Origin of the sequence: Streptomyces sp. NPDC087422 (assembly GCF_044744145.1) — a bacterium.
GTDB lineage: Bacteria > Actinomycetota > Actinomycetes > Streptomycetales > Streptomycetaceae > Actinacidiphila.
Genome location: NZ_JBIUXT010000014.1, coordinates 65,669 through 80,392, shown reverse-complemented (window position 1 = coordinate 80,392; position 14,724 = coordinate 65,669). Strand labels below are relative to the sequence as shown.

The following is a 14,724-nucleotide window of genomic DNA, read 5'->3' as shown; positions in this document are numbered from 1 at the left end:
ACCGAAGCGAAGTGAGAGTGCCCCATGGCCGGGAACAGCCAGCGCAGGAACCGCCGTACATCCAACAAAAAGGGCGCCACGGTCGGCAGCGGCGGGCAGCGGCGCAGGGGCCTTGAGGGCAAGGGCCCGACGCCGCCCGCGGAGGCGCGCAAGGGCCACAAGAAGAACCGCGTCGCCAATGCCGCGGCCAAGCGGGCCGTCTCCTCGCAGTCCCGGCGCCCGTCGGGCCGCGGCTCCAAGTCGACCTCCGAGCTGGTCGTCGGCCGCAATCCGGTGGTGGAGGCGCTGCGCGCCGACATCCCGGCCACAGCTGTGTACGTCCAGCAGTTCATCGAGAACGACGACCGGGTACGGGAGGCGCTGCGGCTGGCCACCGACCGCGGCGTACCGCTGCTCGAAGCCCCGCGCCCCGAGCTCGACCGGCTCACCGCGGGCCTGAACCACCAGGGCCTGGTGCTCCAGATCCCGCCGTACGAGTACGCGCACCCGGACGATCTGGCCGCCGCCGCGCACGACGCGGGCGAGGACCCGCTGATCGTCGCGCTCGACGGTGTCACCGACCCCCGTAACCTCGGCGCCGTCGTCCGCTCGGTGGCGGCCTTCGGCGGGCACGGCGTCGTCGTGCCCGAGCGGCGCGCGGCCGGAATGACGGCCGGTGCGTGGAAGACGTCCGCGGGTACGGCGGCGCGGGTGTCGGTGGCGCGCGCCACCAACCTCACCCGCACCCTGGAGTCGTACCAGAAGGCCGGGCTCACCGTCGTCGGCCTGGCCGCGGACGGCGACCTCGAACTGCACGAGCTGGACGCCCTGTCGGGGCCCGTCGTCATCGTCGCGGGCAGCGAGGGCAAGGGGCTGTCGCGGCTCGTCAGCGAGACGTGCGACCTGCTGGTGCGGATTCCGATGCCGGGCGGCGCGGCGGAGTCGCTGAACGCCGGTGTGGCGGCGGGTGTTGTGCTGTACGAGGCGTCGCGGCGCAGGGCCTGAGCGGTGGTCGTGGCGCAGGGCCTGAGCCGTGGTCGTGGCGCCGGGACTGTGGCGGGTCGTGGCGCCGGGGCTGAAAAGCTTGCGCGGCGCAGGCTCTGAGCCGCCCTGTGACCCTTCCTGAGGCGTTCTCGGACGCGTCTTCGAATCGTCATCGCCGGGGCGCTGACCGGGCGTTGACGGGTCTCGGACATCGTGGGGGCGCGGAGGCAGTGTCCTAAACGTCCGTCACTCGGTTAGATGAGTGTGGACACCAGAACACCCCGCACTCCTACGGGGGGAGGGTTGCCCGGCTTCGACGAGCCCGCTCCGTTGAGCATGGCCAGGGTGCCGAGCGATCCCGCCCAGGTCATCGTCAATCACGCGAGCTTCCGGGTGCAGCTCGGCGCGACCCCGGGCCGTGCCCTCAGCCTCGACGACACCGCGCAGATCCCCGTCGTGACGCAAGCGCGGCCCGGCGCGGCCGGGCGGCGGAAGCTGTCGCCGGTGGTGTGGTCGGGCCGCTCCACGCCGGGCGACCCGGCGGCCGGGGAACTGCTCCAGGCGGTCCGCCGCGCGGGCGTGGCCGGCGGCGCGAACTCCTCCGGCGCGGCCACCCAGGTGCTGCCGCGGATCGACGACACCACGGCGGCGCCCCCCGTGCCGACCGTCGTGGGCCAGCGCGGCGCGCAGTCGCCGACCGGCCTGCTCAGCGGCGTACGCCCGGCGACCGGCGCGTACGACGAGGGCGCGGACGGCGGTTCCGACGAGCAGCGGGTGGGCTACGTCGGCGACTCCTCGTCCGTCGACGGCGCCGAGCGCAGGCCGCGTACCCGCAACGGCGAACCGGCCAAGCACGCCTGGTACCCCGACCGCCGGATGAACCTCGGCATCGTGCTGCTCCCGCTGCGGATCTTCCTCGGCTTCGTGTCGATCTACGCGGGCATGGGCAAGCTCTGCGACCCCGTCTACTTCGACGGCGGCAAGCGCGGCTCGATGGTCACCTGGCTCAACTCCCTGCACCCGTGGGCCCTCGCGGAGCCGCTGCGCGACGCCGCGCTCAACCACCCGGTGGGCGCTGGCCTGAGCATCGCCTTCCTCCAGGTGGTCGTCGGCGTTCTGACCGTCTGCGGTCTGTGGCAGCGTGTCGCGGCCTTCTTCGGCGCGGGCCTGTCGATCGCGCTACTGGTGACGGTGAGCTGGCGGACGGTCCCGGTGTACGACGCCCCGGACTTCATCTACCTCGCCGCGTGGAGCCCGCTGATCATCGCGGGCGCGCCGGTGTACTCCATCGACGGTCACCTCGCCGGGGACGCCTGGCGGCGGCTCGGCCCGCGCGTCACGGTGTGGGACCTGCGCCGCCGGGTGCTGCGGCGCGGCACGGTGCTCGCCACCGTGATCGCCGGTCTGACGCTGCTGATCGGCTCGGTGCTCGGCGCCGCCGTCCGCGCGTCGAGCACGCACGACGACAGGCCGCAGCGGCCGACGGTCATTCCGACCAACAATCTGCCCGGCTCCCCGCTGCCCGAGGTCTCGGGCGGCAGCGGGCCGCAGGGCGCGTCGCCGAAGCCGTCGGCGTCGCCGAAGTCCAAGAAGAAGGGCGAGGACAAGAAGAAGGCCAAGGGGCAGCCGACGTCCAAGGCACCGACGTCCTCGTCGTCCACGTCCTCCTCGTCGACCGGCGGCGGCCACTCCGCGGGCTCCCGCCCGACCAGCGGCTCGACGTCCTCCTCCAGCGGCGGTTCCTCCGGCGGGACTTCGCAGGCCCCGCCGCCCGCCCCGCCCTCCCAGCCGGAGGCTCCCGCCCCGTCCGCCCCGGCCCCCAAGCCCACCCAGGGCGCCATCGGCGGCCTCCTCGGCCTCCACGTCCTCGGAGACCCCTCCTCCCCGTCCCCCACCCGCACCTCCTGACCCTTCCCCACCCCCAGGACCGCGCCCCCGCCCCAGAGGGCGCGGTCCTCACGCCGCGCCGATCCCCCCGGGAAAGGACCTCACGAGACGTCGTCCAGACCATGCTCGGCCACAAGTCCGCGACCCTCACCCTCGACGTCTACGGCCACCTCTTCCCCGACCGCCTGGACGAGGTCTCCAAGAAGATGCACAAACGCCGGGCCATGATCCTCGCCAGAGGACGCGCTACCGGCCTGACAACGGCCGGACTCCCGTTGGATGTCGTCCCCCCGCTTCCGAGCGGGGGCGGCGTCAACGGCTGCACGCCCGGTCACGGGTGAGCGTTCTCATGGCCGGCACTCGTGGTGGCGTCGCTCTGGACGGCCGGGCAGGATGCACGTCCATGAATGCTCCTCTGCGCGTCGTCCTGCCTGGCCAGGCGCGGAACGTCGTGGCCGATGATCCGGCCGGTCTGCTCTTCGTCATCGGCTACGGCGCGAATCCCATGGAGACCGTCCTCACCGCCGTCAGCCAGACGGGACGTGCGGAGTGGCAGCGCTCGTTCCCGGGAACCGGTCACCCGTGGGTGCGGGCCACCGGCCGTGGAACCGTCTGGGTGTCCCGCCCTGAATCGACCTGGCGGCTTCTGGATGAGATCGACGCGGACGGCCGGACCGTCAACTCCGTGGTCCCGCCCAGCCGGCCCGGCGAGGACATCGGCACCTTCGCCCTGTTGCCCGACGGCTTCTGCATCCTGTGGACTGCGGCGCGCGGACCCCTTCGCCGCGAGGGGCCCATGAGTGAACCGCGGATCTCCCGCCACCGCGAAGACGGCACCCGCGTATGGTCGACCCCGATCCGCTTCGGCGACATCTCGTATCCCGGAATAGTCGAGATCAGCGAGGACTCCGGCTGGCAGGCGCGGCAGAAACCCGCGTGGGCGCCAGGTGAGGTCAGCGTGGCTTACCACGAGCCGCTGATGATTGCCGGGGACAGCGTGGCCGCGTCATTCGAAGACCTAAGAAGCGGACTCGGCCGCACGTTCTTTCTCGATCTACGCACGGGCAAGACATCGGCCGCGACGGCAGCCGCGCCCGGCGGGCACAAAGCGATCGACGGGGACCGGGGCTTCCTCATCGGCGCCCAGGGTTACGGAGCCCTGGAGACAACGCGTTGGACCTCCGAAGGCGCCCGCGTCGCCACCTGGCCTAGCCACGGAACGCTCGCGATCGGTGCTGACGGCGTCGTCTCCATTGTCGAAATGGAGAACCGGCTGCCTTCTCACTCCAGATATCAGCGACTTGCGCCGGACGACACCTTGACCAGCGGCCCGGGCCTGCCCGGCTACTACACCGCACCCGCCGCAGTGGACCAGGAAGGAACCACCGTCTACTGGCGCAACGACCAACTGACCGCCATCGACGCCGGCCTGAAGGCCCACACACTTGCAGAACTTCCTGGCACCGGCGTCACCAGCCGCGTCCTCATTCTGGACAACGGCATGGTCGCCCTCACCCTCGGCAAGGAACTGCACCTCGTACCGACACCGCTCGCCCCGCTCGCCGCAAGCACATGGCCCTGCGCCGACCACAACCTCCAAGGCAACCCCGTCGCTCAAGCGGTGTGACCGTGGGGAGTTGCGGGACAGCCTTGAGTCAGTCGTCTCGGCCCAGGAAGGCGTCCAGAGCGTCGGTCGCGCGCCGCTCGGCGGATCTCGTCGGGCGAGCCGCCCAGCTCCTCGATGTCCTCGGCGTTCAGGACGAGCTGGCCGCCGTACCCCCGGTACTCCGGCTTCAGCGACGCGCGCACCAGCGTCTCGACCCGGTCCACGAGCTTGTCGTACCGCCGCTTCGCCAGCTCGTCCTTGGGAGGCACCGCCTGCCGCCTCCCCCGCCCCGTCCGGGACGCGATGTGTGCTGAATGTGTGCCGGACAGGAAGCGCCCCACCGCCCACAAGGACGGTAGGGCCGCTAACCAGCACAAACAGAGAGCCCCCTGTCGGATTCGAACCGACGACCTTCGCTTTACAAGAGCGGTGCTCTGGCCAGCTGAGCTAAGGAGGCGCAGGAGAAGTGTAGCGGGCACGGATCGGGGGGTGGGAGGGAAAGTGGGGGGCGGGGGCTGGTGACAAGGGGCGGGGGGCAAGGTAGCGTCACGGGAAGGTTCACACAGTGTGGACTGGACCAATCCTTCCTTTACTCGGATCGTCCGGCACGTTCCTGCCGGTGAAGGGACTGTAATCAGTCATGGCAACTGTCACGTTCGACAAGGCGACCCGCATCTACCCCGGTGGCGACAAGCCCGCGGTGGACGGCCTGGAGATCGAGGTCGGGGACGGCGAGTTCCTGGTTCTCGTCGGGCCCTCGGGTTGCGGCAAGTCGACCTCCCTGCGCATGCTCGCGGGTCTCGAGGACGTCAACGCGGGTGCGATCCGGATCGGTGAGCGGGACGTCACGCACCTGCCGCCGAAGGACCGGGACATCGCGATGGTGTTCCAGAACTACGCGCTGTACCCGCACATGACCGTCGCGGACAACATGGGCTTCGCCCTGAAGATCGCGGGCGTCAACAAGGCCGAGATCCGCAAGCGGGTCGAGGAAGCCGCGAAGATCCTGGACCTCACCGAGTACCTGGCGCGCAAGCCGAAGGCGCTCTCCGGCGGTCAGCGCCAGCGTGTCGCGATGGGCCGCGCGATCGTCCGTGAGCCGCAGGTGTTCCTCATGGACGAGCCGCTGTCGAACCTCGACGCCAAGCTCCGCGTCCAGACCCGTACGCAGATCGCGAGCCTCCAGCGCCGCCTGGGCGTCACGACCGTGTACGTGACGCACGACCAGGTCGAGGCCATGACCATGGGCGACCGCGTGGCGGTCCTCAAGGACGGCATCCTCCAGCAGGTCGACAGCCCGCGGAACATGTACGACCGCCCCGCGAACCTCTTCGTGGCCGGCTTCATCGGCTCCCCGGCGATGAACCTCATCGAGGTGCCGATCACCGACGGCGGCGTGAAGTTCGGCAACGCGGTCGTGAACGTCGAGCGCGAAGCGGTGCAGGCCGCGTCGGACAAGGGCGACCGTACGGTCACCGTCGGCGTCCGTCCCGAGCACTTCGACATCGTCTCCGAGAACGACAGCTCCAAGGCGCTGACGAAGGAGGGCCCGGCGGGTCTCGCCGTCACCGTCAACGTCGTCGAGGAGCTGGGCGCCGACGGTTACGTGTACGGCTCGGCCAAGGTCGGCGACGAGGACAAGGACGTCGTCATCCGCGTCGGCGGCCGCGCGATCCCCGAGAAGGGCTCCGTGCTGCACGTCGTGCCGCGCGCCGGTGAGACGCACGTCTTCGCCACCTCCTCCGGCGAGCGCCTGACCGACAACCGCTGATCCACCGGTTCCTCCACGCCGACGGCCCGCCGGTACGTGACTCCTCACGTACCGGCGGGCCGTCGCCGTGTGCCACCGTTACGTGAGCCGCCGCTACCTGAGCCGCGCCGCCGCGCCGCCGCGTCGCCCCCACCCCCGCCATCCGTACACGTTGTCGACAAATACATACGCATATCCGGCCTTTCGGGTGTGTTCGTCAACACCCGAACACCCTCTCCGAGATTTTCACTCCCTCGTCAGGGTGACTAAATGTCGCCAAATCATCACCAGTCGCTACGATCCGATGCGTGAACCAGGTAGCTCGCCGTCTCGGCAAGACATTCGCGCTCGTTCTTCCGGTCGTTCTCGTGCTGTCGGGAACGCTCGCCGTCACCCGCGTCCCGTGGGCGGACTCCTCCTCCGACTCGCAGGTGCTCACCGCATCCGCGAAGACGAAGGAGCAGGTTGCCGCGCAGGATGCCTCCAAGGCACCGCAGGAGGTGCTGCGCCGCCGTCTGTTGGACGAACTCCAGGAGAAGGACCCCGGCGCCGCTCTGACCCAGTTGCAGGTCGAGATGGCGCGTCAGCCGTCGCTCGCACGGTACTGCGCGTCGATCGCTCGGTCGCTGGGGCGCGCCGCCGTCGCCAAGTACGACGGCGCCACTCAGCGCGCCCAGGCGTGGTCGCGCCCGGTGTGCGACACCGCCTTCGCGACGGGCGTCGCCTCGGTCGGCTGACATCGCTGTTGACGGCGGCCTCTCCGGCCGCCTGCCACCACCGGCACGCGCGAGGAACCCCTTGCGGCGTACGGCCCGCCCGGTGCGGGACGTACGCCGCCTTCGCATAGGGTGCGCTGCATGACGCGCGCCGACGACCGTTCCCCCTCGACCGCCCACGACGCCTCGCGCGCCGAGGCCACGCGCCACGCCGCCGCGCCGGATGACGCCTCGCGCCACGACGCCGCGCCGGTCACCCAGGCCGTGCTCCTGGCCGGCGGCCAGGGCTCGCGGCTGCGGCCGTACACCGACGACCGCCCCAAGCCGATGGTGGAGATCCCCGGCACCGGGACGCCGATCATCGGGCACCAGCTCGCGTGGCTCGCCGCCGAGGGCGTCACCGACGCCGTCGTGTCCTGCGGCCACCTCGCCGAGGTGCTCCAGGAGTGGCTGGACGGCACCCCGCAGCCGCTGAACGTGACCACGGTCGTCGAGCGCGAACCGCTGGGCCGCGGCGGCGGGTTGAAGTACGCGGCGGCCTCGCTGCCCCGGCCCGACGAAGCCTGGTACGCCACCAACGGCGACATCTGGACCCGCTTCTCGCTCCGCGAGATGGCCGCCTTCCACCGTGAGCGCGACGCGATCGCGACCCTCGCGCTGGCCCGCCCCCGTATCCCGTGGGGCGCCGTCGAGACCAACGAGTTCGGCCAGGTGCTGGACTTCATCGAGGCCCCGCCCTCGCCCTTCCTCATCAACGCGGGCGTGTACGTCTTCGCGCCCGGCTTCACCGCCCAGCTCCCGGACCGGGGCGACCACGAGCGCACCACCTTCCCGCGGCTGGCCCGCGAGCGGAGGCTGGCCGGTTTCCCGATCCCCCAGGGGGCCTACTGGCGGGCCATCGACACCGCCAAGGACCTCACGGAGGCGGCCAAGGAGCTCAGCGCCCGCCCCGTGCAGCCGCCCGCCGCCGTCTGACCCCCCGCCCCGTGCAGCCGCCCGCCGCGTAGGACTGCCCGCCCCGTGCAGCCGCCCGCCGCCGTCTGACCGCCCGCCCCGCCTCCGCCCTGGGCATTGCGGGGTGTGAAGGGTGGTGCCAGGGTGGCGCAATGTCGAAATCACTGTCGCGATCCCTCTCGCGCCGCACGGCGTTAAAAGTGGCCGGTACCGGCCTGCTCGGAGTCGGCGCGGGCGTCGCGCTGAGCGAGTCACTGGCATCGGCCGACGTCCCGGCCTCCCAACGGTTCGACCTGTCGCAACCGTCGTACGAGCGGTTCCGCGGGGTGTCGCTGCACGAGACGCACCACGCGATGCAGGGCATGGCCTACGACAACGTCAACCGGCGCCTGTACATCGCGCAGATCCAGAACGGCAGCGACGGCGACGACCTGTGCGTCAACCAGTTGAGCATCAGCGGCGAGCTGACCGGCCACATGCACGTCAGCAACGCGGGGCACGGTGTGTCGATCGGGGTGGAGCCGGTCGGCACCGCGTCCTACATCTGGATGGAGTGCGACTCCGACCAGCACAGTGACGCCGGTCGCGGCACGGGGCTCGCCCGCTTCAAATTCGTCAACGGCGGTACCCCGTCGTCGGTGAAGAAGTTCCTCACCGGCAGCAAGACGATCTCCTGCGCCACCGACCCGGTCAACAAACGGCTGTTGGTCCGCCGCAGCGAGAGCGGCGGCATGCACTACAGCCTGTTCTCGCTCGCCGACGCCGCCGCGGGCAAGTTCTCCAGCCCGCTGGCGCACTTCGCCCAACCCACCCTCGGCAACGGCTCCGTGACCTTCCAGGGCTACACGTTCCTCGACAACTACCTCTACACGCTGGACGGCACAGGGCACGAGGACCCCGCCGACATCAACTCCTACGTGACGGCCACCGACATGAACACCGGCAAGGTCGTCCAGCGCTCCTTCACCGCGGCAGGCAAGACCCTCTTCTACCGCGAGCCCGAGGGGATGATGGTCTACCGGACCGTCAACGACAACCCGCGCCTGTGCTTCGGCTTCGCCTCCCGCCCCTCCATGACGAGCTCCACCCGCTACGCGAGCGTCTACTACAAGGACGTCCTGATCTGACGTTCCCCACCCGCTGGGGCCGGGCCGCACATCGCGCGGCCCGGACCCGGCGGAGGCTGAGGGACCCGGATCAGTGGGTGAAGGTGAACCAGTTGATGTTGAGGAAGTCGGCGGAGGAGCCGGACGAGAAGACGAGATAGACGTCGTGGGTGCCGGTGACGGAGGCGGTGACGTTGGCGGGGACGGTCTGCCAGTTCTGCCAGCCGCCGTTGTTGCCGAAGTCGATCTCGGCGATCTTGGTCCCGGTGGTGCTGCCGAGGCGGACCTGGAGGGCGCCGCTGACGCCGGGGTCGGCGCCGGAGGCGAGGCGGGCGGTGAACTGCAGGGGCGAGGACGAACCGAAGTCGAGGGCCGCGTACTTGAGCCAGTCGCCGTTGGAGATGTAGCCGACGTCCTGGCCGCCGCCGGAGTCGATGCACGCCTCGGTCTGGGTGCCGCTCTGGGCGCTGTAGGACTCCGCCTGGACGGTCGAATAGGCGCCCGTGCCGCCACCGCCGGGCGGCGGGGTGGTGCCGGAGCCCGCGCCGGGACCGAGCGAGACCGTCCAGGAGGTCGGCGCGCCGTCCTGGATGTGACCGTCGACGGGAGCGGCGCCGGTGGGACCGACGTCGTCGTACGGGAAGGCGTATCCGACGTTGGCGTACTTGTGGACGAGCCGCGCGTAGTGGTTGGTCGTCGCGTCCGTGTAGTACGCGGAGGGCGCGACGCCGTCGGGCTGGTTGTTGCCGCCGCCGACCAGCAGCGAGCTGCGGTTGAGGGCGGCGGCCAGCCGGGCGGCGACCGCGCCGCGGGCGTCGCCGCCGGAGTTGTAGAGCGGGCCGCTGGCGCAGCCGAAGATGTCGACGGCGCTGGGCTTGGTGAACGGCACGCCGTTGGTGTTCAGACCCGAGAAGACGAGGGTGTTGCCGGAGACGGTGCCCGAGTACGAGCCGATGCCGCCCTGCCCGTTGATGGTCAGCGTGTGCGACTGGTAGTAACTCCACACGCTGTTCAGGTAGTTGTTCCAGTACCCGCCGAAGTCGGTCGGCGAGTGCGAGGGCGCCAGGATGCGCAGCGCGGCGCCCGAGGAGTCGGTGGCGACCAGCTTGTCCCACGGCGCCCCGTCGGCGGCGTGCTGCGCCTGGAGCCCGGAGGCGATGGAGGCCAGCGCGCCCGAGGGCAGCGGGCTGACCGACTGCGAACCGCCGCTGCCGGTCGTCGCCATGGAGACGGGCAGCGCCACCATGTCGACGTAGCTGATGTTCGCGTACAGGTTGGCGCTGTTGTACGTGAACTCGCAGAAGGTCCAGTTGGTCAGCCAGTTGGGGTCGCTGCTGGTGAAACCGGGCTGTACGAGACCGGGTACGCCGCCGTTGCCGCCGGGCGGGTTGACGTAGAACTGGATCTTCTTGCCGACCGAGAACCAGACCCGGCCGCCGATCACGTAGTCCTGGAGCGTGAAGGTGGTGGCCGCCGAGCCCGAGGCGCCCAACTGGAGGGAGAAGTCGGCGATCGGGGTCAGGACGGATGAGGGGCTGGGCAGCCGCTGGAAGCGCCCGGACGAGGTGACGAAGCCGGGCCAGCCGGAGCTGTCGGAGCCGCTGATGTAGGCGTAGACCGTGCCGTTGCCCGAGTTGTTCTTCAGCGAGACGGGCAGTGACGGACCGGCCGCCGCGGCCCGCGACGTCAGGCCGCGCGCCCACAGCGGGGAACTCGCGGCGGCGGCGCCCGCGCCGACCGCGGTGACGAAGGATCGTCTGGAGACCACGTACTCCTCCTTGGAGGTGGCAGGCGGGCCGCCGCCGTCGGTGCGTCGGGGCGGCGGCTCGCGTGGGGGGACTGCCTGGAAGAACGTCAGGACCTGGGGCCGGGAGTGCCGTAGGCCGTCGGGGCCTCAGGTCGTCAAGAGCTGAAATACCGTCAGGACGGCAGATGCCAGACCTGGTTGGCCGCGCCCGTGCAGTCCCAGATCTCCACCTGGGTGCCCGCGGTGGTCGACCAACCGGTGTCGTCCAGGCACCTGTTGGACTGCGGGTTGTACAACGACCCGTTGGACTGCGGTATCCACACCTGCGAACCGGTGTTGTTGCAGTCGTAGAGATCGACCGGCGTCCCGTTGGCCGTGCCGCCGCCGTTGACGTCGAGGCACTTGCCCAGGACGTGCAGGGTGCTGCCCGCCTCCACGACGGTCCACTGCTGCGCGGCCGTGCCGTTGCACGTGTAGACCTGGACGGGGTTGTAGTTGGCGGTACTCGACGCGCGGTCGTCCAGGCACAGGCCGCCGTAGCCGGTGATGGCCTTGCCGCCGGACGGCGGCGGGGTCGTACCGCCGCCGGTCGTCGTGTACGCGGCCACGTATCCGACGCTCATCGTCCCGCCGGACGTCGTCGCCGAACTCGGCGAGGTGCAGCCGCAGACGCCGTTGGGGAAACCGCCGCCCATCGCGAGGTCGAAGATGATGTTCAGGTTGTGGTCGTACGCCGCCTGCCAGGTGGCCGCGCCGACCTGGCCCTCGCTGACGCTGAAGTACGAGGCGCCGTCGAGGTAGAAGGTGATCGACTCGTTGGACGTGTTCGTCCGGTCGAGGATCATCGAGTACGTGTGGAAGCCGCTCTGGCAGCCGGAACACGCGCGCAGGCCGCTGCCGATGCCGTTGCCCTCGTTGCAGACACCGCCGGGGTACGTGCCGCAGTGGATCGTGCCCGCCACCTGGGACAGGGCGTTGACGTCCTCCATGATGTCGATCTCGCCGTTCTCGGGCCACTGGCCGGGGCCGAGCATCCAGAACGCGGGCCAGTAGCCGAGGCCGTTGGCCGGGCTGGGCTGCTGGATCGACGCCGTGACCTGCAACTTGCCGCCCGCCGGGGCGCCCGCGACCGCGGTGGGCGTGTGGATGCGGCCCGACGTCCAGTTGGTGCCGCTGCCGAGCGCGGTGATGTTGAGGTGACCGTTGCCGTCCAGGTGGACGTTGCTGGTCGAGTTGGTCATCGTCTCGATCTCGCCGGTCCCGAAGTTCGCACCGGGGCCGGTGTCGTACGTCCACTTCGACCCGTTCGGCGCGCTGCCCGCCGCGCCGGCGAAGTCGTCGCTGAAGACGGTGGTCCAGCCGGACGGCGCGCCCGGCACGGTGACCGCGTCCGCGGACGGGGTGCCGACGGCGAACACGGCGAGCGCGCCGAGCGCTGTGGCGAGGGCGAGTTGACGCCACGCGCGGAAGGCGCGGAATGCGGCGGGTCCGGAGAAGGCGCGGAATGCGGCGGGTCCGGAGAAGGCGCGGGCGCGCGAGGCCGGCTGCGGGGATCTGCTGTGGGGGGATGAGCGGTGGGTCACGGAGAGCTCCTGACGGTCCGTCAATCGGCGGACGGGAAGAGTTGCCAGGGAACACGCGGAGGCGGGAGCGGTGCCGCGGATACGGCGGCGGATGCGGTGGTACGGCGGGGTGTGACGGGTGCGGCGGATGCAGCGGGGGTGCAACGGGCGCGGCGGTGAACCGGTCGCGGCGCGGAGGCGGGGCGTCCGGTGGTGTAGACAACTGAGCGAAGTTGATTGAACCCGTGTACATGCGCTGCCGTCAAGATGTGGTGAGAGCGCTCTCTGGGCTGCCGCCCAGGGGTGGGGGGACCGAGGCCGGCCGCGGTGGCCGGAACGCTGCCCGCGGGGCGGCCCGGCGCCGGGCCGGGCCCCAACGGCCGCGGACGGGCAGGCTGTTGGCTTCCGGTGGGTCGGTGATCTCGCGGGAGTCCGCGCACCGGGGGGCGACCGACCGGCAGGGGGTTCACCGACGGCTCGGTCCGCCGGTTCACCGACGGCTCGGTCCGCGCCGGGCGGTTCGCGGCACCCGACTCGCGGATACGGGCCGCCCCGGTCGGGCGCTGCTGGTCAGCGGGGGTGTGGCTATCGTCGGAGTGTGCGCTTTGTGACGTTTAACGTGCTGCATGGGCAGGCGATGACCGGGGGGCGACCGGTGGCGTTCGGGGTGGGGGAGGCGGCGGGGGAGCCGTTGGGCGCGGCCGTGGCGGCGCTGGACGCCGACGTCGTGGCACTCCAGGAGGTCGACCGCGCCCAGGAACGGTCCGGGCGGATCGACCAGGCGCGGGTCGCGGCCGACGCGATGGGCGCCGCGCACTGGCGCTTCGCCTCCGCCGTCCACGGCCGGTCCGTCCCGGGCGAGGGATGGGTCCTCGACCCGAAAGCGCCGGACCTCCGGGTCTACGGTCCGCCGGGTGCGGGTGCGGGTGCGGGTGCGGGTGCGGATACGGATACGGATACGGACGCGGGCGCGGCTGGCGGGGTGGAGGCGTACGGCGATGCGCCCGCGCACGGGGTCGCCCTGCTCACCCGGCTGCCGGTACGGCACTGGCGGGCCCGGCGGCTCGCACCCGCGCCCTTCGCGCTGCCGCTGCGGGTGGCCGGACGGCCGGGGCTCGTATGGGTACGGGACCAGCCGCGGGCCGTGCTGGCCGCCGTACTGGAGGGCAACGCCGGACCGTTCACGGCCGTCGCCCTGCACCTGTCCTTCGTGCCCGGCTGGAACGCCCGCCAACTCGCCGCCGTACGCCGCTGGATCGCCGACCTGCCCCGCCCCTACCTGCTTCTGGGCGACTTCAACCTGACCGGCGCCGTACCGAGGACCGTCCTCGCCGCCACCGGCCGCGAGCGCTGGCACGACCTCGCCCGCACCCCCACCTACCCCGCCCACCGCCCCCTCGTCCAGTTCGACCACATCCTGGCCCACGGCGTCCCGCCCTCCTCGGTCCGCCCCGCCCTGACCTCGGCGACCGCCCCCCTGACCCCCCTCTCCGACCACCGCCCCCTGGTGGCGGACGTGCAGTGGTGACCCCCGCCCCCTGAAGCGCCCCCGCCGTCCACCCGCGCGGCAACGGGCTGCCGTTCGTTACGGCTGAGGCGCGCTCGCGGCGGCGAGCCGTCCGCAGGACGTCAGCCGTCCATTTGGTGGAAGCGGGACTCGGCGAAGGTGAAGGCGGTGTCGCGGACACCGAAGGGGTGCTGGAAGGCGTGGTTGAGCTGGGCGGTGAGGCAGATGGCGAAGGCGATGGCGGCGCCCACGAAGCAGAGGGCCACGAGATGGCGGGCGGTGGCGGTGAGGCCGAGGACCGGGGGGAAGGCGATGAGGAAGCCGCCGGCGACCAGCATGGCGAGCCAGGTGATCCGGGGCATGCCCGCTTTGACCTCGGCGGCGCGGTCGGTGCGCGTTTCGTAGACCGTGGCCAGCGCCGTCGTGGCGGCGGACTTCGCCGTCTGGTGGCCGGGCGCGGCGGTGCCGACGGCCGCGCGCACCTGGTCGAGGGCATGCCACGCCTCGGGGCTGGTGTGCCCGTGGGCGAGTTCGGGGAACTCCACGGTCCTGACGTCGGAGGTGTACTGCCGCAGCAGCGCCCGCACCTTGACGCGGTCGGGGCTCGCGAGACCGCCCGCCGCCCAGTACGTGTCACCCAGCGCCCTGGCCTCGTCGTACGTACGGGACCGCGCGGTGCTCAGCGCGGACCAGCTGCCGGCGACCTGGAAACCGGTCAGCAGGATGAAGGAACTGAGCAGGACACCGCCGATGAGCGACAGCGCCTGACCGTTGAACTCGACGCTCGCCAGCCGCTGTTCCTGGCCGAGGAAGTGGCCCAGCAGGACGGCGAAGGCGACACCGCCGAGGACGGACAGCAGCGAGACGACGTACATGGACATACGACTCCTGGGGCTTCGGTACGGCGGTGCTCAGGTCTCAGGTGG

The 14,724-nt window shown here is 71.3% G+C and carries 13 protein-coding genes and 1 tRNA gene; 9 read left to right on the top strand and 5 right to left on the bottom strand.

All coding sequences use genetic code 11. From position 1 onward, the window contains the following. The first annotated feature begins 24 nt into the window (after positions 1 to 24). From rlmB to ACIO6U_RS31920, 4 genes are all read left to right on the top strand, one after another. On the top strand, positions 25 to 984 hold the full coding sequence (rlmB, locus tag ACIO6U_RS31935; RefSeq protein WP_355342096.1) for a 23S rRNA (guanosine(2251)-2'-O)-methyltransferase RlmB: 960 nt from the start codon (positions 25 to 27) through the stop codon (positions 982 to 984). 315 nt (positions 985 to 1,299) lie between these two features. Beyond that, positions 1,300 to 2,871 (top strand): DoxX family membrane protein, encoded by a 1,572-nt coding sequence (locus tag ACIO6U_RS31930; protein WP_391164092.1) that lies wholly within the window; start codon positions 1,300 to 1,302, stop codon positions 2,869 to 2,871. A 101-nt stretch (positions 2,872 to 2,972) separates the two neighbouring features. Further along, positions 2,973 to 3,191 (top strand): hypothetical protein, encoded by a 219-nt coding sequence (locus tag ACIO6U_RS31925; RefSeq protein ID WP_391164057.1) that lies wholly within the window; start codon positions 2,973 to 2,975, stop codon positions 3,189 to 3,191. A 62-nt stretch (positions 3,192 to 3,253) separates the two neighbouring features. After that, entirely contained in the window at positions 3,254 to 4,477 is a 1,224-nt protein-coding gene (locus tag ACIO6U_RS31920) for a hypothetical protein (RefSeq protein WP_401724401.1), read from the top strand. Here the strand turns inward: ACIO6U_RS31920 and ACIO6U_RS31915 are convergent. Beyond that, positions 4,465 to 4,725: a hypothetical protein gene (locus ACIO6U_RS31915; protein ID WP_401724399.1), complete on the bottom strand. Its 261-nt coding sequence runs from the start codon at positions 4,723 to 4,725 to the stop codon at positions 4,465 to 4,467. The two genes, ACIO6U_RS31920 and ACIO6U_RS31915, sit on opposite strands and share 13 nt — an antisense overlap. A gap of 114 nt (positions 4,726 to 4,839) precedes the next feature. Further along, a tRNA-Thr gene (locus tag ACIO6U_RS31910) sits at positions 4,840 to 4,913 on the bottom strand. A gap of 183 nt (positions 4,914 to 5,096) precedes the next feature. Here ACIO6U_RS31910 and ACIO6U_RS31905 point away from each other — a divergent pair. From ACIO6U_RS31905 to ACIO6U_RS31890, 4 genes are all read left to right on the top strand, one after another. Further along, positions 5,097 to 6,227 carry a sn-glycerol-3-phosphate ABC transporter ATP-binding protein UgpC gene (locus ACIO6U_RS31905; protein WP_355342187.1) on the top strand — a complete coding sequence of 377 codons (1,131 nt, stop codon included), beginning with the start codon at positions 5,097 to 5,099 and terminating at the stop codon, positions 6,225 to 6,227. 287 nt (positions 6,228 to 6,514) lie between these two features. Continuing rightward, positions 6,515 to 6,943, top strand: coding sequence for a hypothetical protein (locus ACIO6U_RS31900; RefSeq protein ID WP_188280613.1), 429 nt, complete (start codon positions 6,515 to 6,517; stop codon positions 6,941 to 6,943). A gap of 111 nt (positions 6,944 to 7,054) precedes the next feature. After that, positions 7,055 to 7,897: an NDP-sugar synthase gene (locus ACIO6U_RS31895; protein WP_401724395.1), complete on the top strand. Its 843-nt coding sequence runs from the start codon at positions 7,055 to 7,057 to the stop codon at positions 7,895 to 7,897. Positions 7,898 to 8,076: 179 nt separating this feature from the next. Continuing rightward, on the top strand, positions 8,077 to 9,003 hold the full coding sequence (locus tag ACIO6U_RS31890; protein ID WP_401724392.1) for a teichoic acid biosynthesis protein C: 927 nt from the start codon (positions 8,077 to 8,079) through the stop codon (positions 9,001 to 9,003). A gap of 70 nt (positions 9,004 to 9,073) precedes the next feature. On the opposite strand, the gene ACIO6U_RS31885 is transcribed toward ACIO6U_RS31890, so the two are convergent. Together ACIO6U_RS31885 and ACIO6U_RS31880 are read right to left on the bottom strand one after the other, a co-directional pair. Beyond that, complete coding sequence (locus ACIO6U_RS31885) at positions 9,074 to 10,750, bottom strand: beta-1,3-glucanase family protein (RefSeq protein WP_401724389.1); 1,677 nt, start codon at positions 10,748 to 10,750, stop codon at positions 9,074 to 9,076. A gap of 152 nt (positions 10,751 to 10,902) precedes the next feature. Then, positions 10,903 to 12,312 (bottom strand): ricin-type beta-trefoil lectin domain protein, encoded by a 1,410-nt coding sequence (locus ACIO6U_RS31880; RefSeq protein WP_401724386.1) that lies wholly within the window; start codon positions 12,310 to 12,312, stop codon positions 10,903 to 10,905. Between the two features lie 586 nt (positions 12,313 to 12,898). On the opposite strand from ACIO6U_RS31880, the gene ACIO6U_RS31875 reads away from it, so the two are divergent. Beyond that, complete coding sequence (locus ACIO6U_RS31875) at positions 12,899 to 13,819, top strand: endonuclease/exonuclease/phosphatase family protein (protein WP_401724384.1); 921 nt, start codon at positions 12,899 to 12,901, stop codon at positions 13,817 to 13,819. Between the two features lie 101 nt (positions 13,820 to 13,920). Here ACIO6U_RS31875 and ACIO6U_RS31870 read toward each other — a convergent pair whose 3' ends face one another. Beyond that, positions 13,921 to 14,679 carry a hypothetical protein gene (locus ACIO6U_RS31870; protein ID WP_401724381.1) on the bottom strand — a complete coding sequence of 253 codons (759 nt, stop codon included), beginning with the start codon at positions 14,677 to 14,679 and terminating at the stop codon, positions 13,921 to 13,923. Positions 14,680 to 14,724 lie beyond the last annotated feature (45 nt).

What these genes read in the sequence shown, in the direction of transcription:
- ACIO6U_RS31930 (WP_391164092.1), top strand. Translation starts at nt 1,300, where the DNA reads ATGGCCAGGGTGCCGAGCGATCCCGCCCAGGTCATCGTCAATCACGCG.
- ACIO6U_RS31905 (WP_355342187.1), top strand. Translation starts at nt 5,097, where the DNA reads ATGGCAACTGTCACGTTCGACAAGGCGACCCGCATCTACCCCGGTGGC.
- ACIO6U_RS31925 (WP_391164057.1), top strand. Translation starts at nt 2,973, where the DNA reads ATGCTCGGCCACAAGTCCGCGACCCTCACCCTCGACGTCTACGGCCAC.
- rlmB (WP_355342096.1), top strand. Translation starts at nt 25, where the DNA reads ATGGCCGGGAACAGCCAGCGCAGGAACCGCCGTACATCCAACAAAAAG.
- ACIO6U_RS31920 (WP_401724401.1), top strand. Translation starts at nt 3,254, where the DNA reads ATGAATGCTCCTCTGCGCGTCGTCCTGCCTGGCCAGGCGCGGAACGTC.
- ACIO6U_RS31870 (WP_401724381.1), bottom strand. Translation starts at nt 14,679, where the DNA reads ATGTCCATGTACGTCGTCTCGCTGCTGTCCGTCCTCGGCGGTGTCGCC.